The sequence below is a fragment of the Novosphingobium sp. PhB165 genome, assembly GCF_004341845.1.
GTDB lineage: Bacteria > Pseudomonadota > Alphaproteobacteria > Sphingomonadales > Sphingomonadaceae > Novosphingobium.
In genome coordinates, this window is record NZ_SLVB01000018.1 from 18,642 (window position 1) to 39,740 (window position 21,099).

21 protein-coding genes are annotated in these 21,099 nt (G+C 61.2%); 11 read left to right on the top strand and 10 right to left on the bottom strand.

What is annotated here, in order from left to right; all coding sequences use genetic code 11:
- Positions 1-14: 14 nt before the first annotated feature.
- Positions 15-686, bottom strand: coding sequence for a TetR/AcrR family transcriptional regulator (locus EDF56_RS25335; RefSeq protein WP_243652856.1), 672 nt, complete (start codon positions 684-686; stop codon positions 15-17).
- A gap of 36 nt (positions 687-722) precedes the next feature.
- Here EDF56_RS25335 and EDF56_RS25340 point away from each other — a divergent pair, with 36 nt between their 5' ends.
- From EDF56_RS25340 to EDF56_RS25350, 3 genes are all read left to right on the top strand, one after another.
- Positions 723-2,177: a TolC family protein gene (locus EDF56_RS25340; protein ID WP_132392881.1), complete on the top strand. Its 1,455-nt coding sequence runs from the start codon at positions 723-725 to the stop codon at positions 2,175-2,177.
- A gap of 67 nt (positions 2,178-2,244) precedes the next feature.
- Positions 2,245-3,756, top strand: a complete 1,512-nt coding sequence (locus tag EDF56_RS25345) for an aldehyde dehydrogenase family protein (protein ID WP_207905113.1) — start codon at positions 2,245-2,247, stop codon at positions 3,754-3,756.
- 48 nt (positions 3,757-3,804) lie between these two features.
- Positions 3,805-4,980, top strand: a complete 1,176-nt coding sequence (locus EDF56_RS25350) for an acetyl-CoA C-acyltransferase (RefSeq protein WP_132392883.1) — start codon at positions 3,805-3,807, stop codon at positions 4,978-4,980.
- Between the two features lie 784 nt (positions 4,981-5,764).
- Here the strand turns inward: EDF56_RS25350 and EDF56_RS25355 are convergent.
- From EDF56_RS25355 to EDF56_RS25365, 3 genes are all read right to left on the bottom strand, one after another.
- Positions 5,765-6,967: a cytochrome P450 gene (locus EDF56_RS25355; RefSeq protein WP_132392885.1), complete on the bottom strand. Its 1,203-nt coding sequence runs from the start codon at positions 6,965-6,967 to the stop codon at positions 5,765-5,767.
- 66 nt (positions 6,968-7,033) lie between these two features.
- The gene (locus EDF56_RS25360) at positions 7,034-7,801 is read right to left on the bottom strand and encodes an SDR family NAD(P)-dependent oxidoreductase (protein WP_132392887.1); all 768 of its coding nucleotides are present in this window, start codon (positions 7,799-7,801) and stop codon (positions 7,034-7,036) included.
- A gap of 114 nt (positions 7,802-7,915) precedes the next feature.
- Positions 7,916-8,470, bottom strand: a complete 555-nt coding sequence (locus EDF56_RS25365; RefSeq protein WP_165912392.1) for a TetR/AcrR family transcriptional regulator — start codon at positions 8,468-8,470, stop codon at positions 7,916-7,918.
- Positions 8,471-8,757: 287 nt separating this feature from the next.
- Between EDF56_RS25365 and EDF56_RS25370 the strand changes: the two genes are divergently transcribed.
- From EDF56_RS25370 to EDF56_RS25400, 7 genes are all read left to right on the top strand, one after another.
- Positions 8,758-9,768: a LysR family transcriptional regulator gene (locus tag EDF56_RS25370; RefSeq protein WP_243652857.1), complete on the top strand. Its 1,011-nt coding sequence runs from the start codon at positions 8,758-8,760 to the stop codon at positions 9,766-9,768.
- A 151-nt stretch (positions 9,769-9,919) separates the two neighbouring features.
- Positions 9,920-10,972 carry an NAD(P)-dependent alcohol dehydrogenase gene (locus EDF56_RS25375; RefSeq protein ID WP_132392891.1) on the top strand — a complete coding sequence of 351 codons (1,053 nt, stop codon included), beginning with the start codon at positions 9,920-9,922 and terminating at the stop codon, positions 10,970-10,972.
- 16 nt (positions 10,973-10,988) lie between these two features.
- Positions 10,989-11,756, top strand: coding sequence for a glucose 1-dehydrogenase (locus EDF56_RS25380; protein ID WP_132392893.1), 768 nt, complete (start codon positions 10,989-10,991; stop codon positions 11,754-11,756).
- A 104-nt stretch (positions 11,757-11,860) separates the two neighbouring features.
- On the top strand, positions 11,861-12,187 hold the full coding sequence (locus EDF56_RS25385) for a carboxymuconolactone decarboxylase family protein (RefSeq protein WP_132392895.1): 327 nt from the start codon (positions 11,861-11,863) through the stop codon (positions 12,185-12,187).
- Between the two features lie 73 nt (positions 12,188-12,260).
- Positions 12,261-12,620, top strand: a complete 360-nt coding sequence (locus EDF56_RS25390; protein WP_132392897.1) for a putative quinol monooxygenase — start codon at positions 12,261-12,263, stop codon at positions 12,618-12,620.
- A 38-nt stretch (positions 12,621-12,658) separates the two neighbouring features.
- Positions 12,659-13,072 carry a cupin domain-containing protein gene (locus tag EDF56_RS25395; protein WP_132392899.1) on the top strand — a complete coding sequence of 138 codons (414 nt, stop codon included), beginning with the start codon at positions 12,659-12,661 and terminating at the stop codon, positions 13,070-13,072.
- A complete protein-coding gene (locus EDF56_RS25400; RefSeq protein WP_132392901.1) occupies positions 13,069-14,289 on the top strand; it encodes a multidrug effflux MFS transporter in 1,221 nt (406 codons plus the stop codon). Before EDF56_RS25395 ends, EDF56_RS25400 begins: the two co-directional genes overlap by 4 nt.
- Before the next feature lie 21 nt (positions 14,290-14,310).
- Here EDF56_RS25400 and EDF56_RS25405 read toward each other — a convergent pair whose 3' ends face one another.
- From EDF56_RS25405 to EDF56_RS25430, 6 genes are all read right to left on the bottom strand, one after another.
- On the bottom strand, positions 14,311-14,799 hold the full coding sequence (locus EDF56_RS25405; protein ID WP_132392903.1) for a cysteine hydrolase family protein: 489 nt from the start codon (positions 14,797-14,799) through the stop codon (positions 14,311-14,313).
- 115 nt (positions 14,800-14,914) lie between these two features.
- Positions 14,915-15,385 (bottom strand): nuclear transport factor 2 family protein, encoded by a 471-nt coding sequence (locus tag EDF56_RS25410; RefSeq protein WP_132392905.1) that lies wholly within the window; start codon positions 15,383-15,385, stop codon positions 14,915-14,917.
- A gap of 33 nt (positions 15,386-15,418) precedes the next feature.
- The gene (locus EDF56_RS25415) at positions 15,419-16,150 is read right to left on the bottom strand and encodes a nitroreductase (RefSeq protein ID WP_207905115.1); all 732 of its coding nucleotides are present in this window, start codon (positions 16,148-16,150) and stop codon (positions 15,419-15,421) included.
- A gap of 58 nt (positions 16,151-16,208) precedes the next feature.
- On the bottom strand, positions 16,209-17,030 hold the full coding sequence (locus tag EDF56_RS25420) for an enoyl-CoA hydratase/isomerase family protein (RefSeq protein WP_243652858.1): 822 nt from the start codon (positions 17,028-17,030) through the stop codon (positions 16,209-16,211).
- Positions 17,031-17,126: 96 nt separating this feature from the next.
- Positions 17,127-18,179, bottom strand: coding sequence for an aldo/keto reductase (locus EDF56_RS25425; protein ID WP_132392909.1), 1,053 nt, complete (start codon positions 18,177-18,179; stop codon positions 17,127-17,129).
- A 47-nt stretch (positions 18,180-18,226) separates the two neighbouring features.
- Positions 18,227-19,303, bottom strand: a complete 1,077-nt coding sequence (locus tag EDF56_RS25430) for a Rieske 2Fe-2S domain-containing protein (RefSeq protein ID WP_132392911.1) — start codon at positions 19,301-19,303, stop codon at positions 18,227-18,229.
- 117 nt (positions 19,304-19,420) lie between these two features.
- Here EDF56_RS25430 and EDF56_RS25435 point away from each other — a divergent pair, with 117 nt between their 5' ends.
- On the top strand, positions 19,421-20,380 hold the full coding sequence (locus EDF56_RS25435; protein ID WP_165912393.1) for a LysR family transcriptional regulator: 960 nt from the start codon (positions 19,421-19,423) through the stop codon (positions 20,378-20,380).
- The last annotated feature ends 719 nt before the right edge of the window (positions 20,381-21,099 follow it).

Below are 21,099 nucleotides of genomic sequence, written 5' to 3' on the forward strand. Positions count from 1 at the left end.
CAACTGGTCACTACTTACGGCGCCAAACTTCGCAGCAAGAGACTCACCAGTTCGTTGCAGCCGTCCGGAACATGGTCAAGATTGTACTGCAGGACGCGCGGATCGATAAACGGCTGCATTGCAAGCATGATCGCCCGAACGGTCTCGTCGACCGGCGTCTTGCGCTCGATCTGACCATTTTCTCGGCCTTCGAGCAGGATCTGCTGGATGATTTCGGTAAGTCGCTCAGTGTAGTTCTTGTGTGAACCCCAGTGCTCTGCGGTAGATATGGCCGCTATTTCGTAGAGCTTGCGGTCTTCGAAGAACAATCCAGTGCCCATTGTAGCGACGGTTCTAAGCATTCGGCGCAACTTATCCGGCGCCGAGTTTGCACGGACAATATCTTCTTCGATGCCGATTATGATTTTCGCCAAAACCTGCCCACAGATCGCCTCGCCTATTTCCTGTTTCGATTTGAAAAATCGATAGAAGTAGGTTTTCGAAAAGCCGATCGCCTTTGCCAGGTCGTTGAGTGTCGTCTTATCGTATCCGAACTTGCTGAAATGCTCGCCGGCGGCCGCGACCAGGCGGTCTCGGGTGCCGGCGCCTTCAGAGAGTTCCTCTACCCATTGGGTGTGGCTGATTTGTGTCATGCATTCGATATAGACGAATTCCGGCCATTGACAACCAGTGACCATATCATACATTGGTCTCTTGACTGCACCAGATGCGAAGAGAGACCCATGCGCGCTCAGACTGCAACCACGACGATCTTACTCGCCGTTCTGCTTAGCGGATGCGCGGTGGGTCCCAACTATCACCGACCCGCCGCCGAGTCGGATCGTGCCACATTCATTGGTGATGCAGCAGTCGCAGAGCGACAGGCCGCGCAATCCGCGGATCTTGCCCGGTGGTGGGAGGGATTCAATGACCCGTTACTGACCGCGCTGATTTCCCAGGCTCAGGACCGCAACCTCGATGTCGCGCAGTCGCTTGCGCGGGTCCGGCAAGCAAAGGCTGGTCTCAATGCCGCAACTGCCGCACTTCTGCCTTCGGGTTCGGTACAGGCATCCGCCGGTCACTTGCGGACCTCGCAGGTTGGGCTGCCGGGGGCTTTCCTGAATGCGCTTGGCCAGGATCGCGATCTCGATGCCTATGAGGGCGACATCGTCGCCAGTTGGGAACTGGACATCTTCGGTAGCTTGCGGCGCGGACATGAAGCGGCTTCCGCCGACTACGAAGCATCCGAGGCCGGCGTGATCGCCGCGCGCCTGGCGGTCGCCGCTCAGGTTGCCGATACTTACGTCACGATCCGCGGCCTGCAGGAGCGCATTGCTATCGCCAAGGACCAAGTCGATACGCAGCAGAAGCTCGTTTCCACCGTGCAGCTTCAATATAGAAAGGGCGTCGCAGCCGAACTGCAACTCCGTCAATCCGAAGGCGTACTGGCCCAAGTGCAGGGCACGGTTCCCGTGCTGGAAACCGGCCTCGACGCTGCAATGAACGCTCTTGACGTGCTAATGGGCGCGGAGCCAGGCACCTATCGTGCAGAGCTTGCTGATGTGCGGCCGATCCCAGCTGCTCCCTCGATTGCGGATGCCGGTGGCCCCGCCGACTTGCTGCGACGCCGCCCGGACCTCATAATCGCCGAGCGTCGATTGGCCTCGTCCAATGCTCACATCGGTCAGGCAATCTCGGAGTATTTCCCCAAGTTCTCGCTGTCGGGCCTGCTCGGCACCGCCAGTTCGGCGGGCACGGGTAAACTCTTTACCGGTACCGCGACGCAGGGGCAGGGCTTCTTCGGTCTGCGCTGGCGCCTCTTTGACTTCGGCCGGGTCGATGCAGAGATAAAGGCGGCCAAGGGCGCTAACGCCGAGGCGCTCGCCAGTTACCGCCTGGCGGTCCTGCGTGCATCTGAGGATGTCGAGGATTCGTTCTCGTCCCTTGTCAAACGCGAAGAACAGGAGCGCGTGTTAGCTCGAGGAGAAACGTCGCTCGTACGCGCACGTGATGCTTCCGACGCTGCCTACAAGGGCGGTGTCGTCAGCCTGATCGAAGTCCTCGATGCCGATACACGGTTGTTGCAAACACGCGACCAGCGCGCCCAGGCCCAGACCGAGGCCGCGCGTGCAGCGATTTCCTCCTTCCGGGCGCTCGGCGGCGGCTGGAACGCGCCGACGCAAATTGCCAGCAAGTGAGGTCGGTGGGACCGAGATGGCGACGCGTCCGATCGCAACCTTGCGAACCCATTTTCAGGGGAGTGTAATGGAAGACTGCAACGGCATGTTGTCGCGTCTCGAGGCAGGCACCGTCCTGCCTTATGCCGGCGATCGATACACCCGCGTCAGCAGCGCTCTGGCCGAGGCGTTTGTTCCCGGTGATGCGATCGTGATTTGCCAGGACGATGGCCAGATCCTCCACATCGGCGCGCATGTGCGCAAGCTGGTCTCCCAGGCGATCGATGCCGCGACGGCGGCTTTTCACGAACTTCGAGGCGCTTCAGCCGACCAACTCACTCGGTTTTTCGAGGCTTTTGCCGGTGCCCTGGAACGAGACGATGTCTGGGCCGAGATCGACATGGCCAACGGGCTGGATGTCGTTCGAGCGGTAAGCGAGGGCAGGGACATCGGTCGCCTTTCGCTGCGACCCGGCACACGCGAAGCGATGGTCGAAGGCCTGAAGGCCTGGGCCGCAATGACACAGGCACCGCGCACCGCGATCGAGCGGGTTGAGCACGGCACCTGGACCGTTGAGGCCCATCAAGCCCCGCTTGGCACTATCGGATTTGTCTTCGAAGGCAGGCCCAATGTTCTTGTCGACGCCTGCGGGGTGCTGGCATCGGGGAATACTGCGGTTCTGCGCATCGGCCGGGATGCGGCGTCTACTGCTGATGCAATTATGCGCGTGGCTCTTGAACCGGCGTTGGACGCTGCCCGGCTTCCTCGAAGCGCCGTTACGTTAATTCCGCCGGCCGGGCGGGAAGCGGCTTGGGCAATGTGTACGGATCGTCGTCTCTCCCTTGCCGTAATCCGTGGATCAGGCGAGGCGGTGAGGCTGCTTGGCAGCCTGGCAACGCAGTCAGGCATTGCCGTCAGCCTCCATGGCGCTGGAGGAGCCTGGCTCATTGCCGACATTTCCGCTTCTCGCGACAGGTTCGTCCAGGTGGTGGAGAACTCGCTCGATCGGAAGGTCTGCAACACGCTCAATACGTGTTGCATCCCTCGCTCCCGGTACGCGGAGCTTGTGCCCGCTCTCATCGAGGGCCTCGCCGCAGCCTCTCGCCGTCTGGGTACGCCGGGCCGCATCCATGTAGCGCAAGGGTCCGAACACTACTTGCCCAAGGGCCTTCTCTCCAGGGCTGGCAGCGCAGATCGATTGCTGAGTGATGAGGTCGAGATCTGCGTCACGATCCTACCCATCGATCAACTCGGTCGCGAATGGGAGTGGGATCAGGTTCCCGAACTGAGCCTGATCATTGTCGATGACCTCGATGAGGCGATCACACTGCTCAATCGCTATTCGCCCAAGTTCGTTGCGTCCCTGATAGCCGAGGACGATGCGGCCCACGCGCATTTCTTCCAGGCGACGGACGTTCCCTTTGTGGGGAACGGCTTCACGCGCTGGGTGGACGGACAATATGCGCTGCGATTGCCCGAGCTCGGGCTCGCTAACTGGGAGTTCGGTCGGCCGCTCGGCAGAGCTTCGATTCTGACTGGCGCAGGCACGCATACGGTGCGCCTTCAGATGCGCCAAACCGATGCCGGCCTACGGCGCTAGGAAATTACGTCACAACAACTGTTCCCAAATGAGAGAGGAGAGTGGACGATGTCTGAAGCCTATATAGTGTCCGCTGTGCGGACCGCGAGCGGCCGGCGGAATGGGCGGCTCGCCGCGTGGCATCCGGCGCTGCTCGGGGCGTCTGTTTTGAACGAGGTCGTGCGGCGCGCGGACATCGATTCGACCGTCATCGAAGATGTCATCATGGGGTGTGTGAACCAGGGCGGTGAGCAAACGGCTGACATCGCGCGCAATGCTGTGATTTCGTCAAACCTGCCTCTGTCAATTCCAGGTGTGACAGTTGATCGGCAATGTGGCTCATCGCAACAGGCCGTGCAGTTCGCCGTTCAGGCCATCCTCTCAGGCATGCAGGATGTCGTGATCGCTGCCGGCGTGGAAAGCATGACCCGCGTACCGATGAAATCGACCACTGCCGCATTCGCCGAGGTCGGGCTCGGATCGATGCCTTTGCCGGATAGTGGTTTCGAAAGGCTTGGCACGCGGGATATTTCGCAGTTCAACGGCGCCGAACTGATGGTCAAGAAATACGGGTTCACGCGTGACGATCTCGAGCGCTTCGCCCTTGAGAGTCACAGCCGCGCTTCAGCCGCCATTCGCGAGGGCCGGTTTAACGCGGAGATTCTGCCGCTCAGCGTCGACCCTTCCGATCCAAGTGCCCAAATCCACCGGGAGGACGAGGGAGTGCGTCACGATGCGTCGCTTGAGTCGATGAAGGCGCTGAGAACGCTGAGTGAGGGCGGTACCATAACAGCGGCGACCTCAAGTCAGATCGCTGATGGTGCCTCCGCGGTTCTCTTGGCCTCAGCAGATGCGGTCAAGCAGCACAACCTTACACCGATCGCTCGTATTGTGGGATCGGTTGCCGTGGGGGGCGACCCTGTGATGATGCTCGACGAAACGCCTCGTGCCACGCAATTGCTGCTGCGAAAACTCGGTATGCGGTTTGACGACATCGATCTTTATGAGGTCAACGAAGCCTTTGCCCCCGTTCCGTTGAGCTGGCTGAAGGTCATGGCCGGCGACCCGAAACGGCTCAATGTGAATGGCGGTGCACTTTCGCTCGGCCACCCACTGGGCGCCAGCGGGACGAAGCTTATGACGACGCTCATCCATGCTCTTCGCTCCAAGGGAGGCCGATATGGCCTCCAAACAATGTGCGAGGGTGGCGGGCAAGCGAACGCCACGATAATCGAAGTCCTTTGAGCTACCCTACGCCGCTTCTGGTTTGTGATAAGGTCTCTATCGCGGGGTGTTCCCAATGGACAGAAAGCTGGAGCTCAAGGCGAAAGTGCGCACGGTTCTCGCAGGTTGTTCGTTTACGGGTCCGCGATCTGCAAGCCGACTGATCTCGGCTGATGGTGCCGCCAAGCCGCAAGGGTAAGGGGGGCAAGGCGGAGGCCATCCCCGTTCCGAGCGGTGCTGACGCTCCGGCGGAGCTTGTGCCCGCAGTGAAGGACCGCGCGCGAGATGAGCCCCTATTAATGCGTTGGCAGCATAAGCCGCTGCCAGGCTCGCGCGACCGGGTGCGGACAACGCGCGCCGCATGGTGGGGGACCCAAGAGATTTCGTTGCCATGGGCGGATATGCGGAAGGCGGCTGGGCTTCCGCCCGAAATAGTGCCCTACGCGCTTCGGAACTCAAGCATTGTGCGCGGCATCCGTGCGGCATTGCCGCTGCGGCCGGTCCCGGCTTTGCATGACACATCTGTTTCCATGATTGAACGCCATTACGGTCGATTCATCGCGGACGACCTGGACGACTTGGCCGCGCGAGCTGTGGTACAACTGATGCCTACGGCTAGAGACCGGCAACTGCGATAATTTTAATGGGTGGGGTAGGGCGGTAGGTGCGGTAGTCGAAGAGCAACTTGAAAATCGCGATTTGACGGGCTTGTGCTTCTTGGAAGACGCCCGACGGACGTTTGGTTGATCCAGGATTGTAGCTGACCGCGTCAAAATAGCCGCGGAACCCGTAAGCTCTCTGTTTCTCATTCAGGATCAAATGCAATCGGGAGCGTCCTTGGTCCCCACGCACCCAGCATGGGACGCCAACTAACATCGCCGTCGCGGCGGGGGTTATACATCCGTTTTGCGATCAGATGGATGCCTTCCTCCAGTTGGTTTCGGGCGAGATACTGGCCCAAACAGATATGCGCGCCGCGGCCGAAGCCCACGTGCCGCACCTTGTGTTCTCGCTCGGGATCGAACCTGAGTGGTTCTGGAAAGGCGGCGGGATCGCGGCCCGCCAGCGGCGTTGCCATCGCAACCAATCTGCCCTTTTCGAACCTCATACCGTTATAATCGAAGGATTCAGTGACTTGTCGGAACGGCGTGGCAATCGTGGAATGCCGCAGCGTCTCTTCCACTACCAAGGCGCAAAAGGCCTTGTCTTCCCGGCAGCGCTCATAAATGTCCGGACGGTCGATCAGCAGGTTCATCATCATGCCCAGCAGGTTCTTGGACGTGTCGTACCCGGCGACGAGCAGCACCAGCAGCATGAAGCGCAGTTCCGTATCGTCCATGCCGCCCGCGTCGCGCGCGGCGATGAGATCGTCCAGCAGGGAAGGTTCACCCACGGCTCCCTGCGCCTCCCGAAGGCGGATGAGGTCGTCGGCGACATTCCATTTGATGTCGAACGCCTCGAGTATTTTCCCCCGCAGCGAAAGGTCCAGACTGATAGCCGCCACCTGCATTTCCAGGGCCCAGCGCAAACTGGGGATCACCTCTGTCGAGATGCCGAGCAAGCCGCACATGACAGAGACGGGAAAGTAGGACGCGAACTCGGTGAAATCGAAGCGCCCCTTGGGCAGCCATTCGTCCAGCAGCGCGGTCATCGCACCCTGAACGAGCGGACGGATAACACTGGCGTTGCGGGGCGTGAAGGCAGAGGCGACGCTGGCACGCAGGCGTTTGTGTTCCTCGCCCCGTTTGGACAGGAGCATCTCGTTCATGAAACGAGCCCACATGGTATCCTGCAATTCGTAGAATTCCACGATGCCGCCCAGTCCCATTTCAAGGTGACGCTCGTCCGCAAAAAGGTCCTTGTTCGCCTGACAGCCATGCACCACGTAACCGGCAGAAAAGCGTGCCAACCACGGGTGCTTCGCGCGCGTCGGCACCATGAATTGTTCGGGATCAGCCCAGAAATTCGGCTCCTCTACAGGCAGGAACGGCAGTTCTTCATATGTCATTGCATCGCACTCCCGTTACGGCAGACCTCTGTTCGGAAGGTCTCTGTTGCTTGGAAGAGGATGTCATCAGAATGCCGCGCCGCCGTTGACACCCAGAAGCTGGCCGGTGACGTATGAGGCTTCTTCCGAGGCAAAGAAGGCGCATGCCGCCGCGACTTCCTCCGGACGGCCGAAGCGAGGAATGGGATAGCCCTTCAATATCTCTTCGAAGGGGATGGGCAGATCGTTTGCGGCAATCGCGCGGCGCGCCATCGGCGTGTCGATGAAGCTCGGCGCCACCGCGTTCACGGTGATCCCGTGCGCGCCCAGTTCGATTGCAAGCGTGCGGGTCAGCGACGTCACGCCGCCCTTGGATGCGCTGTAGTGGGCCATCTTGAAGGCGCCTATCTGGGCAGCCAGTGACGAAATGTTGACGATGCGCCCCCAACCTGCGGCGATCATATCGGGCAGCACTGCCTGAACCGCAAGATATGGGCCCTTGAGGTTCACTTGCATGATGCGCTCCCAATCCGCCTCCGCAATATCTGCGAAGAGGTGAAAGCTCTCAACCGCGGCATTGTTGACCAGCACGGTGACCGGGCCGAGCTCGGCTCGGACCTGAACGATTGCCGCATCGAGGGAGCTTCGGTCGGCCACATCGCCATGCACGGGAAACGCGTTTCCGCCTGCCTGACGGATATCTTCCGCAACCCGGCGCGCTTCGTCGACATGGATGTCCAGCACGGCCACGCCATCGACGTCCCGCGCCAGCCGGTGGCAGACGGCCTCGCCAATGCCCGAGCCGCCGCCCGTAACCAGAGCGAAACGGCCAGTCGCGCTGTTGCCTGACTGCATGTTGCTTCCCCCCGCATATCGTTCCCTTTGGGAATCGATGCCATACGGAAACGTATGTCATGCGCGATTAGTCCGCAAGATGCCGAAGCGTACCAACCGATTCAGGCTAGTTCATCAGGGGGCGATGAGCAGTTCTTCGCATTGGGCCAAGGTAAATTCGTCCGCGAAGGGGGCTCCCACGCGTAGGAAGGAGAAGATCAGGACAGCCCTGCTGCGGGCGCTAGCGGAGGGCGCTCCGGCTGCCACCAGCACATCCACGATAAATTGGATCCGTGTCTCGTCTGCAACGGCAAGCGCGGCTGCGGCTCGTTCATCTCGCCTGGCCCAAAGCCGGATCGCCAGTTCCATGTCGAAATCCGGACGATGGCGATCGAAAGGCAAGCGCATCATGCAATGATAGCGTTCTTGCGGGAGATCGATGGCATTCAAGCGATCGATGATCTGTGTCACCACGTGCTGCCGCCAATGCTCCAGCATTGCATCGTAAAGGTCAGGCCGATCCTTGAAGTGCCAGTAAAAGCTCCCCTTGGTAACTCCGAGCTTGCGGGCCAGCACTTCCACCCGCACACCATCGATGCCGTTCTTCGCGAGCATCTTGAGCGCAGCGGCTACCCAGGCGGCGCGGTCCATGACGGGCGATTTCTCCTGCGGTTTAGAAATGCCCGCCATAGTCCAGTCCTCCCGCATATCGTCCACGCTACGGCGTATGGAGGGCAAACCGCCCGAGAGCGAGCGTTTCTCGCACGCCCGTTTACCGCCGAAAATGAATTTGGAGTCTGACCCGAACGATACGCGGCGCGTTATGAGGGTGTGCTAAGTCCGCGTGCCGCTTTCAGTGGCTTACATCAATCCTCCGACGGTTTGCCGAGGCGGCCCCTGTCTTCGCTGCTACTTCTTCAGCCGTGAGGGCCATGCGCTGCGCCGTTGAGCAGCGCTCATGAGATATTCACCCCGCGGTGCGTTATCAGGAGATCGTTCCGACCTGGAACGTCGGCGGCACCTCAAGGCGTGAGAAGGGACCATTGCAATTGAGGGATGCGCCGCGCACAAGCCGGATCATGCAGATCGGGCGATCGGACCTTGCGGATTTTTCCTATTTTCTTGCCATTGCGCGGCATCGCAATTTCCGCTTGGCAGGGCTGGAGCTTGGCGTCAGCGCCTCGGCGCTTAGTCATGCACTCAAGGGTCTGGAAACCCGCCTTGGTGTCCGGCTCCTCAATCGCACCAACCGCAGCGTCACTCTGACGGCGGCCGGAGCGGAATTGCAGGCCGCCATTTCGGGACCCTTCGAGGCGATCGCGCAGGCCGCCGACATACTGAACCGCTACCGGGATGCCCCGACGGGGCGCATCCGGCTGAACGTTCCCACCGATGCCGCGCTCCTTCTGCTGGCCCCGGTACTGCCGGTTTTTGTCGATCGCTATCCCGACGTCGAGATCGACATTTCGGCCAGCAATCGCTTGATCGACGTCATCGAGGGCGGTTTTGATGCCGGCATCCGTTACGGCGGCACGGTCCCCGAGGACATGATAGCCCAGCGGCTCTCCGCCGATATTCGCTGGGTGGTTGCGGGCTCTCCCGCCTATCTCGACAAGCATGGAACCCCGGAAACTCCTGCGGATCTCAAGGATCATCGCTGCCTGCGCTTTCGCCTCGGTGACGACCGGATCTACCGCTGGGAGTTCGAACGGGATGGCGAAGAGGTCGAGGTCGATGTGCCGGGTGCATTGACGCTCGACGACAGTCCCCTGATTCTCTCGCTGCTCACCGGCGGCGCTGGTCTTATGTACGGTCCCGAGCCGCTGATTGCGCCCTATGTCGAGGCTGGTCAGGCACGCTGGGTCCTGGAGGAATGGGCTTCGCCGGGCTCCGGTTATCACATCTACTATTCAAGCCGGCATCAGCTTCCCTCGGGACTGCGATTGCTGATCGACCTCATTCGGGAACTGCGTCCCCTGGGGCTCTGAACCAGCAAGGTTCCCCCATCAGTGTTGAGCAACGCTCAACGACGCATGGACCTGTCTTGGGCTAATCCTGCGGCCCGAATGCCTCTATTTGAAGGATGTCCGGCGGCGGCCCTCCCGCCCCCCACGCAACCTTTGATGAGGAAAACCCCGCATGGTCACCAAAGCCTATGGCGCCTATTCCGGCGACAAGCCCCTCGAACTCATGCTGATAGAGCGCCGTGAACCGGGAGCGCACGATGTCGCGATCGAGATCGCCTTTTGCGGCGTTTGCCATTCGGATCTTCACCAGGTTCGCGGCGAATGGGCGGGAACTCTCTACCCTTGCGTGCCCGGGCACGAAATCGTCGGCCACGTCACTGCAATTGGTAGTGCCGTTACCGGGTTCGCCGTTGGCGAAACGGTTGGCGTGGGCTGCATGGTCGATAGCTGCCAGCATTGCTCCTCGTGCGAGGAAGGGCTGGAGCAATATTGCGACAGCGGATTTGTCGGGACTTACAACGGCGTAACCGGCGACGCGCCCGGGCATACCTTGGGCGGCTATGCGCAGTCGATCGTCGTCAACGACAAGTTCGTCCTGAAGATCAACCATCCCGAAGAGCAGCTGGCCGCCGTTGCACCGCTGCTTTGCGCGGGCATCACCACGTGGTCGCCCCTGCGCCACTGGAATGTTGGGCCCGGCAAGAAGGTCGGTATCGTTGGCATCGGCGGTCTCGGGCACATGGGCGTGAAGCTGGCCCATGCCCTTGGCGCGCATGTCGTTGCCTTCACCACGTCAGAGAACAAGCGGGAAGCCGCGCTGGATCTCGGCGCGGATGAGGTCGTTGTTTCACGCAACGCCGTTGAAATGGCCGCGCATGCGGGCAGCTTCGATTTCATCCTGAACACTGTCGCCGCCAGCCACGATCTCGACGCCTTCACTTCCTTGCTGAAGCGCGACGCCACCATGACGCTGGTCGGGGTGCCGGAGCATCCGCATCCCAGCCCGAGCGTCGGCGCGCTGATCTTCCGTCGCCGCTCGATTGCCGGATCGCTGATCGGCGGCATCGCCGAGACCCAGGAAATGCTCGACTTCTGCGCAAGGCACGGCGTCGTGGCCGACATCGAGATGATCCCCATCCAGAATATCGACGAAGCCTTCGACCGGATGCAGCGCAGCGACGTCAAATATCGCTTCGTCATCGACAACGCCACGCTCGAAGCGTGAGGCGAGGAACACGATCATGACACTGACTTACGACTTTTCAGGCCAGGTTGCCCTCGTGACCGGAGCCGCTTCCGGCATGGGTTTGGCAGCGGCCCGGGCCTTCGCCGAAGCGGGCGCGGCCGTTGTGCTCGCTGACGTCAATCAGGCCGCGCTCGACGTGGAAACCGAAAAGCTTGCCTCGGCGGGCCACCGGGTGCTCGGTGTGCTTTGCGACGTTTCGGATGAAGCCCAGGTGGAAGCCATGGTTGCGCGCACGGTCGAGACTTTCGGCCGGCTCGACATGGCATTCAACAACGCCGGTATCCAGGTCGATCCGAGCGATGCGGCAGATGAGACAGGCGCAAACTTCGATCTGGTAAACGGCGTGAACATGCGCGGCGTCTGGGCCTGCATGAAGCATGAACTCAAGCAGATGCGCGCGCAGGGAAGCGGCGCCATTGTCAATTGCTCCTCGCTGGGCGGGCTGGTCGGCTTGCCGCAGCGGGCCGCCTACCATGCCGGCAAGCACGGCGTGATCGGCATGACCAAGAGCGCGGCCATGGAATATGCGCCGCGCGGCGTGCGGATCAACGCGGTCTGTCCCGGTGTGATCGAGACACCGATGGTGGCCGACATGCTGGTCGGACAGGCCGAAGCCATGGAGGCGATCATGCGCGAGCAGCCGATCGGCTGCCTTGGTCGCGCCGAGGAAGTCGCTGCCGCCGCGCTGTGGCTCTGCAGCCCCGGTGCCAGCTTCGTAGTCGGCGTGGCGCTGCCCGTCGATGGCGGATTTACCGCGCATTGAGGTAGTCTGCCGTGACGCACGCCCCGGAAATGACGCGCCGAACGGCTCTGATGATGACACTGGCCGCCGCCATGCCTTGGCCGGCCCTAGCTGGAGAAACTACAATGGCCATTGAACCGACCAATGCCCGCAAGTCGTTCGGCGATATCGCTCCGCATCTTGCCGAGATCACTGACAAGGTGCTGTTCGGCGACGTCTGGGAGAACCCCGTCCTCTCGCCGCGCGATCGCAGTCTGGTGACGATCACCAGCCTCATTTCGATGTACCGGATCAACGAAATGCCTTTCCATCTCAAGAAGGCGCTTGAGAACGGCGTGACGCGCGACGAGATCATCGAAACGATCACCCATCTGGCGTTCTACGCGGGCTGGCCGCCGGCGATGACGGCGCTTCCGATCGTCAAGAAGGTGTTCGAGGAAGCCGGTGTCTGACACCATGCGTTCGGCGTTTGGCGTGATCAGGGCTCTGATCGCGCCAATGCTTCTGGCAATCGGAGGAACTGCCATGGCACAGACCTCTACCGCACCTGTCGTGCGCATGGCGGAACTGGAAATCGATCCGGCACAGCTCGATGCCTACACGGCGCTGCTGACCGAGGAGATAGAAGCTTCCGTGCGGATCGAACCGGGCGTGCTCGCGCTCAATGCAGTCGCGGTGAAAGGCAGCCCGAATCAGATCCGCATCCTCGAAGTCTACGCCGATCAGGCCGCATACGAAGCGCACCTGAAAACGCCGCACTTCCTAAAGTACAAGTCCGGGACGGCGGCCATGGTCCGTTCGCTCCGTCTGATCGAGACCGACCCCGTCATGCTGTGCAGCAAGCCGGGCAAGGGCGCCGATGCCTGTTCGCCGGCGACCCGCTGAGTACCCGGCATCAAATCCCCCCATGAAAGGAACCACCCATGTATCTGAAGCGCGCTGGATCGCAGCCCTCGCAAAAGGGCCCCGAAGAATTCTTCACCGGAACCGTTCGGATCGATCCCCTCAATGCTCCGCCGGAGCCCGCACGTGTATCCTGCGCAGCCGTGACCTTCGAGCCGGGCGCCCGCTCGGCATGGCACACCCATCCACTCGGCCAGACCCTTCTGGTGACGGCCGGCTGCGGTTGGACGCAGTGCGAGGGTGAGCCGATCGTCGAGATCCGCGCCGGTGACGTGATCTGGTGCCCGCCCGGCCACAAGCACTGGCACGGCGCCACGCCGACGACCGCGATGACCCATATCGCCATTCAGGAAGCGCTCGACGGCAAGAACGTCATCTGGATGGAAAAGGTCACTGACGAAGAATACCTCGCCGGTCCCCCGGAAGCGGCATGACCTCGGGCAATGCCGGCATGACACAGGCCATCGCAGTCCACGCCGAAACCGAGCAGCATCCTCTGCGGGTGCTCGGCATCCTCTCGCTGCTGCTGGGCTTCGCGTCGATCTCGACCGACCTCTATCTGCCGGCATTGCCGACCATGGCGGCCGCACTGCATTCGAATGCCGGGTCGATGGAGTTCACCATCACCGGCTATCTGATCGGCTTTAGCCTCGGCCAATTGGTCTGGGGGCCGATTGGGGACCGGTTCGGCAGGCGGCTGCCGGTGGCGATCGGCATCGTGCTGTTCGTGATCGGGTCAGCCGGATGTGCGGTGGCGGACAGTGCGGCTGTCCTGATCGCCAGTCGTCTGGTCCAGGCGGCCGGAGCTTGCGCGGGCGTTGTGCTGGCACGGGCCATGGTGCGGGATCTCTACGCCGGTACCCGCGCCGCGCAGATGCTCTCCACGCTGATGATCGTGATGGCCATTGCACCGCTCCTCGGGCCGATCCTGGGCGGACAGATCCTGGCAATCGCGGGTTGGCGCACCATTTTCTGGACGCTCGTTGCAGTCGGCATTCTGACTTTCTGGGCCGTGTTGACACTGCCCGAAACCCTGCCAGTTGAGCGGCGCAGCAGTGAAGCGCTGACCCGCGCGCTCTCGCGCTATGGCTTTCTGCTCCGCCAGCGGCGACTGCTCGCCTATGCCACATCGGGCGGCTTCTACTACGCCGGCACCTTTGCCTATGTCGCCGGCTCGCCCTTCGCCTATATCGCCTACCACCATGTTCTGGCGCAATATTACGGCCTGATCTTCGGAGCGGGCATCCTCGGGATCATGGCGCTCAACTTCGTCAATGCGAAGCTGGTCCAGCGTCACGGCGTGCGGCGGATGTTGACCGTAGGCGCGACCATCGCCGCGCTGGCCGGTTTGGTCGTTGCCATCAACGCCGCGAACGGGTGGGGCGGAGTTCTTGGGCTAGCGATACCGCTGTTCGCATTCGTTTCGGTGACGGGCTGGATCGTAGCAAACTCGGTCGCCGGCGCGCTTGCCGATCATCCCGAATATGCAGGGTCGGCGTCGGCGCTGGTTGGCGCCATCCAATATGGCTCAGGTATCTTTGGCTCGGCCTTGGTTGGGGCCTTCGCGGATGGAACACCTTGGCCGATGGCCGCCGTTATCGGAGTGTCCGGAATCGGATGCCTGCTATGCGCGCGCATGCTGCGGAATTGACTGACGGCCGGCGCTGGAAACTCATCCCTGCATGATAGCTTCGAGTTCCTGTTGGGTTTCCAGCACCGAGCCTTGGCCAAAGTGGTGTCGCCAAAGCCGGGCCCCCAGTCCGGCGGACCGATCCAGCGAAGAACCAACGGTCAGCCATTTGAGCATCGTGGGATGCAGGCCGGCATCGAACAACATGAAACCCGCAGCAAGGCAGCATGTATCAGCCTGGATGCCGCAGACCAGAACGCGCTCGACGCCTGCGTCTTTCAGATAGCGGATCAGTTCGGGTGGCGGCGAGTAGCCATGCTTCACAAATACTCTGTCTGTCACGACCAGCGATTGATCATCCGGCGCAGGTTTCCAGCCCAGTTGCTTCCAGAATGGCGTGATGGTTTCGTCATGGCGCTCGACCGTAGCGACCGACCGCATTGTACGGGCAAGGTGAGAGACGCCCTCGACTTGCCATTCCGGCGGATTGAAGCTTGGCTGGATGTCGACGACGAGAAGAGCCTGTTCCATGGATCGCCCTAACGGAAATGGCGAAACAACTCCACTCCCAACATCACAGCCAAGCGGATCGCCATACATCGGCAGACCTGTAACATTGAGGCCGGACCAATGGGCCTCGGGACCGTCAGATCTTCGAGACGCGCGGCTGCATGTCCACCCACTGATTGGCGATGGCGCGCTCGACGATGAGCCAGCCATCGGGATAACGCCGGCAGGTGTCGCGGTACTGGACGCCGGCGATGATTTCGTCTCGTTCCTCACCCTTGGCAACCTTGTGATGGGCAACGCCATAGCTCCAGACGGTCGCCTCGTTGCCGTCCAGAGCGACGTACTGGTTTGCTATCACATGCTGGGTGGCCTTGAAGCTGGAGGCAACGGCATAGGTTGCAGGCAGGCTTTCATCGACCGGTTCAAGCCCAGCCTTTCCTTGGATCTTCGCCTCGTCCGCGAAAGCGCTGCGTGCCAGGTCATAGTTGCGAAGGTCCATTCCCAGCGCGTAGATCTTGCAGAGCTGTCCAACCGCGTGATGATCGGCAAGCTCCTCAGGCGATAGTGGCAGGACCGGTCCCCGCCAGCGCGCGACGTCAAATTCCATTTCTCATTCCTCCTGTGACGGTAATCGGCCGGTTCAAAAACCGACAAAGCGAACTTGCTGGTCCAGAGAGACGCGCGGCCGTTCGAAATTGTTGACCGGTGCGGTCCGGTCGGCGTGGCCTATGGCGAGGCCGCAAAAGAAGATGTGAGTTTCATCGCTGACGCCGATGTGGTCCTTGATGACCCGGGCGTAGAGCGAGAGGAACTCTTGCGGGCAGCTATCCAACCCTTCCTCCCGCAAAAGCAGCATCACGGTTTGGAGCCACATGCCGATGTCCGACCACTGCGGCGGTCCCATGACTCGAGGGAAATAGCAGAGCAGCAGAACCGGGGCGCCAAACCCGTAGTAATTGCGCATTACCGAAGCCTGACGGCCGGCTGCATCGTCCCGGGCGATACCTTCGGCCGTGTATTGTCGATCTCCGTTCTCGGCCAGGCGCGCGAGATAGTCGGGGCCGATGTCGACGGGCTGTATCACGTATTCCACGGGATCCTGCGGCGGCAATTGCCGCATCTTCGCTTGCAGTTCGCCAAGCGCCGTTCCGGTGATGACGGTCGCTTCCCATGGCTGGAAGTTGCATCCCGACGGCGCAAAGCGGGCCTTGTCCAGCACGCGTTTCAACACTTCGAGCGCGACCGGCTGATCCGTGAACGCGCGGGTAGCGCGCCGGCTCATGACCGCATTTGTCACGGTCAGGCTTGCCGCGGGCGCCTCTGCATCGACCCTCGTGGAGACCGGTCGATCTGCCTCAATTTCCTGTTCCATCGCTAATCCTTGATGCCGCGCGGCGCGGCCAAATGAGAGGTCGTGATCCGGGGCGGCTTCATGCCGGTTCGCCCGCATTGGTCAGCTTGTCCTGCGAGCCGACCCCCGCGAGATAGGTTTCAAGACGTTCGAGATAATCGGGGTTCAGCATCAGGGCGCTGTTCGCCATCCGCTCGACGTGCGCCGCTGAATCGCGACCCAGCTCGGCAGCAAGTTCGATGGCCACTTTGGCAGCGCCCATCTGCTCGCCGTTTTGCCTGGCGAGGTGGCGGCAGAATTCCATCAGGTCCTGCTCGAATGTCTCATCGGGAAAGACCTGGTGGACGAGGCCCATCATGAGCGCGAGATCGGCGGACGCCGGTTTGTTGGCCATGATCAGCCAGCGTGCCCAATGGGGGCCGCACAGACGCGTCAAGCGGCTTACACCGTTGGATGCGGGAAGAACGCCGAAGAGTCCTTCGGGGAAAGCATAGGACGCGCTCTCGGCCGCGAAACGAAAATCGCATGCCAGCGAAAGCTCCAATCCGCCGCCGACGCACTTGGCATGATGGCCAATGACGATCGGCTTTTCGATGTGCTCCATCTCATCGTAGATCGCGCGCACACCATAGACGCCAAGCCGGTGATTTTCCCGGATCCCGCGAGCCGTCATCGAGGCCGGCTTCTTCCCGCCCTTGAGATCGGCCCCAGCACAGAAGTAGCGTCCGGTTGCGCGGATCAGCATGACCTTCAAGTCATCGCTATCCCGCAGCAGAGCGAGGGCCTCCCGGAAGATGTCCATCATCTCCTGGGTCATTGCATTGAGCTTCTCGGGCCGATTGAGCGTGCAGATGACAATCGGTCCCTGGATGTCGACGAGCATGTGAGGTGCGTCAGCCATGGTCATCTCCCATCAGCGGCTTCTGGGAGGCGAGCAAAGGTATCGCGCAGCAGCTCCTGCTCTTCGTTCAATCCGAAGTTCATCGTCTCAGTCCGGTTATCTGGGATTGGGATGGGTGTCGTGCACCGCGTTTATGGCCTTCGCGAGATCCTTGGGGACGGCGAGATCGATCGCGCCCAGATTGCTCTCGAGCTGGGAGACAGAACTCGCTGCCATCAGCACACTGGTCATGAATGGCTGGGAGCGGGCAAATGCCAGAGCCATATGTGCAGCCTCCATACCGTAGTCATGCGCCAGCTGCGTGTAGGCGGCGATCGCCTTTTGCCTCGCCGGGGTAAACCGGGACAGGAATGCCGCGGAATCGCTTGAGCGACTGCCGGCTATGGGGGCAGGGGCGCTGCCGTATTTTCCGGTCAACGTGCCGCCGGCCAGCGGCGAGTAGGCGATCAGGCCGACCTGCTCGCGCATGGAAACTTCGGCCAGTCCCAGCTCGAAAGAGCGGTCCAGCAGGCTGTAGCCGTTCTGGATCGATGCGACGCGGGGCGCGGCTCCCTGGTCCGCCGCTGTCAGGTAGCGCATCACGCCCCAAGGAGACTCATTGCAGACGCCGACCGCGCGGACCTTGCCTGCCCGCACCAGTTCGCCGAGCGCATCCAAGGTCTCTTCGATCGAGATCTGTACTGGATCTTCCGCAACCTGCGAGTAACGCGATCGTCCGAGCGTGGTGATCGCGCGCTCCGACCAATGGACCTGGTAAAGATCGATGCAATCAGTTCCGAGGCGCTTCAGGCTGGCGTCAATAGCCCCCGCTATGTTGGCTCGGTCGAGCCGCCGGTTCGGTCCGCGAAGGTAATCCAGAGACATTCCGGCGCCGTTCGGCCCCGCGACCTTGGTAGCGATGACGACTTTTTCGCGCAGCCCTCGGCTTGCAATCCAACTGCCCAGAATTTCCTCGGATCGCCCCTGCGTCTCAGCCTTGAGCGGCGTCGGGTAATTCTCTGCCGTGTCGAACAAAGTGATGCCCGAAGCGAACGCCAGATCCAGCTGGCGGATGGCATCGTCCTGCGGCGTTTGTCCGCCATAGGTCATCACGCCGAGGCCGAATGCGCTCACCGTGATGCCTGTTGTACCTAGTTGGCGATATTCCAAACATCCCCCTTCGGGCCAGTTGGCCCTGAGAACCTGCGAAACGTGCCTTATTGAGCAGCGCCCAGCGTAAATGGCGGCATTCCCCTGGCAACCTGCCGTCCGCCGGCTCGCTTGAGGATGCCGTCTGTCTTTTCGCGCGGATTATAGAACTGGCTGTACCAGATGCGGGATTGCCGGAACGGTCCATCGCCTGGCATCTGCATGACATTGATGGCCGGGCGCTTCGTCGCCCACACCTCGCCGTCGCGCATCAGCCCGTTGCCCATCGAGGCGCTGAGGCGCTGGCGGGCAATCTCTGCCTGCTCGGCAGTCAGGCCCTGCGGAATTTTTAGCATCGCTGCCTGCCAAAGACGGCATGTGCCGTCTTCGATCGGAGTGACGCAGATAATCTGCCTGGCATCGATCTCGACGAAGTGACCGAATGCGATACCGGGCCCGACGTAACCGGCCAGTGTCGTCAGGGTCGATGCGTAAATGGCTTCGCCTTGCTCGGTCGTTTTTCCGCTTTGGCGCTGATGCAGGATATGGCCGTCGTATTCGTTTTCGTACGAGGTGACGTTGCCGCCGTGGAGATGATCCAGGTGCGTGACGTCAGACATGTTGTCGAAAATCTCGATCGGGTGCTGGAGATCGCACAGAAGCTCGAGCTCACTCCAGCTTGCCCAATCAGGTCGCCCCCATTCGGAAAATTCGGCGATTTCGAAATCGGGTGGCAATCCCTCAGGGTCGTGCCAGCAGAAGACGATTCCGTATCGTTCCTCGACCGTCCAGCTGTTCACCTTTGCAGCGGGCGGGATGGGGCCGTCGTGATAGGGAATGTGGTTGCAGACACCGTCGGCACCGAAGCGCCAGGCATGAAAGGGACAGCGGATGTTGTCGCCTTCCATGAAGGTATCAGACGTGGTCGTCGCTGAATGGGGGCCGCTACCAAGATGGGTTCCCATATGCGGGCAGTACGCATCGAGCATGACGACCCGGCCGCTCGCTCCCCGGTAAAGGATCATGTCCTGACCGAAGTAGCGGACATTCATGGGCTTGCGGCCGACTTCGGCGCTTTGCGCGACGGCGAACCAACCTCGCGGAAACGCGTAATCGCCCAGCCGATACTCGGCGCTCGTCGCCATGCTCGCCTCCCATCAAATGGCTCGTTTCGAGCCCGTTCTTCTCGTTAGTGCGCGATTGCCACATGCCACCACTACAATATTCGTGCCGTAGGTATGCCGATCTGCTATAGGTCTCTGATGGAACTGCGCCGCCTGACCTATTTCCTGCGGATTGCCGAGGAAGGCTCGCTCAATGCAGCGTCACGCTCACTCGGCATTGCGCAGCCGGCCCTCAGCCGGCAGATGCAGTTGCTGGAGACCGATCTCGGGGTTCCGCTGTTCAAGCGCGTCGCACGCGGCATGCAGCTTACCGAAGAAGGCGATTATCTGAGGTCCGGCCTCGTCCATCCCCTTGAGCAGATCGAAACCGTGCTTGCCAACGCGCGGTCGTTTTCGACGCGTGTCGAAGCGCATGCGAAGATCGGGTTGCCTCCGGGCTTGGCTGGGCTGATCGGACCGCGCCTTATCACCCGCTTGGCCGCCGAAATGCCAAACCTCAGATTGAGCATTCTCGAGGAAGATTCTGCGGTGCTGGCGAACGAATTGCTGCACGGCCGGATCGATATTGCCCTCATCAGCGGAGTGACGCCCGACGATCGCCTCTTCCATTCCGAAATCGCCCGTGAGGATCTGGTGCTTGTGGGAAGCTCCGGATCCCGCCTCGCCAGCCGTTCGGAAGTGACTTTTTCAGAGCTTGAAAATTATCCACTCGTGGCGCCGCCCGCTCCGGCAAGCCTGACCGTTATGTTGGAAAAGCTGGCGGCCCGCCGGGCATGCAAAATCAAGATTGCGTTTGATGTTGCATCACCGGCCATCAGCAAATCTCTCGTCATCGCGGGGGATGCCTTCGCAGTAGTCACGCCGTTGAGCGTACAGCGTGAAATTGAAAGCGGGCAACTCGTGTGCGCGCGGATCGTCGACCCCACGGTCTTCCAGTTCACTCATGTTTCAGTGCAGGCCCATTGGCGAATAGCTCGGAGCACCTACAAACAGTTCCACGGGGTTTTCTACAGCGTCCTTTGTCAAACAGTTGACAGCGGGGATTGGCCCGCAACTTGGCTGCTCGACTTGGCAAGTGTCGAAAATACTATGACCTGAGCTGCTTGGGGACAGGCGCCCTCGACGACACCCTGCACCGGGCTCGCCAAAGCGCTGACGGTTCAGGCGGCCGACGTTCGAGCGACCGTGGTGGAACCGGGCAAGCTCGCCCTGCCGACCTCCGATTGGGAACGCGCCCCCGACCCCCACATCGTTCGTCGCTCGCAAGTTTGCTGACGGCAAACTGGTGCGTAGCCAATTGGTTTGCGCCTACCCACGTGTATCTAGCTATTCCGGTCCCGGTTCTATGGACAACGAGGGGAGTTTTACCTGTCGCTATCCATAGAACGACACTATCGACCGTCGCTTGGTCGCCATTCGCAAGGTCAGTCGAACCCGGCTACCGCGAGCGGTACATATGCGGGTTCAAGGGTCAGCTTTTCGCCACCCGAAGGCGGACCGCGCGCTCGGCCATAAGTCGGCGGAGCGGCTGCACGAACGCAGGCAATTAATGACAAAATCTCGTCGTCACCGTGCGGAAGATCGAACCTAGCCCGAGCTGCATGGGGCTCAGACAATTACAAGGATGCGCACTGCTTAAGTTTGGCAATTGCACAAACCGACAAGACTTTCGGCACGAACGCGGCTCTGCATAAGGCAGATGTCTGGCGCGCCGCTCCGACTATTAGGCCGTGAACCCATAAATGGTTGTCGATGGCGCAGCCTGCGGGCATGTTCAGGCAAGTATGGAACAACCGACAGTTCAAGCGCGCTGGGAA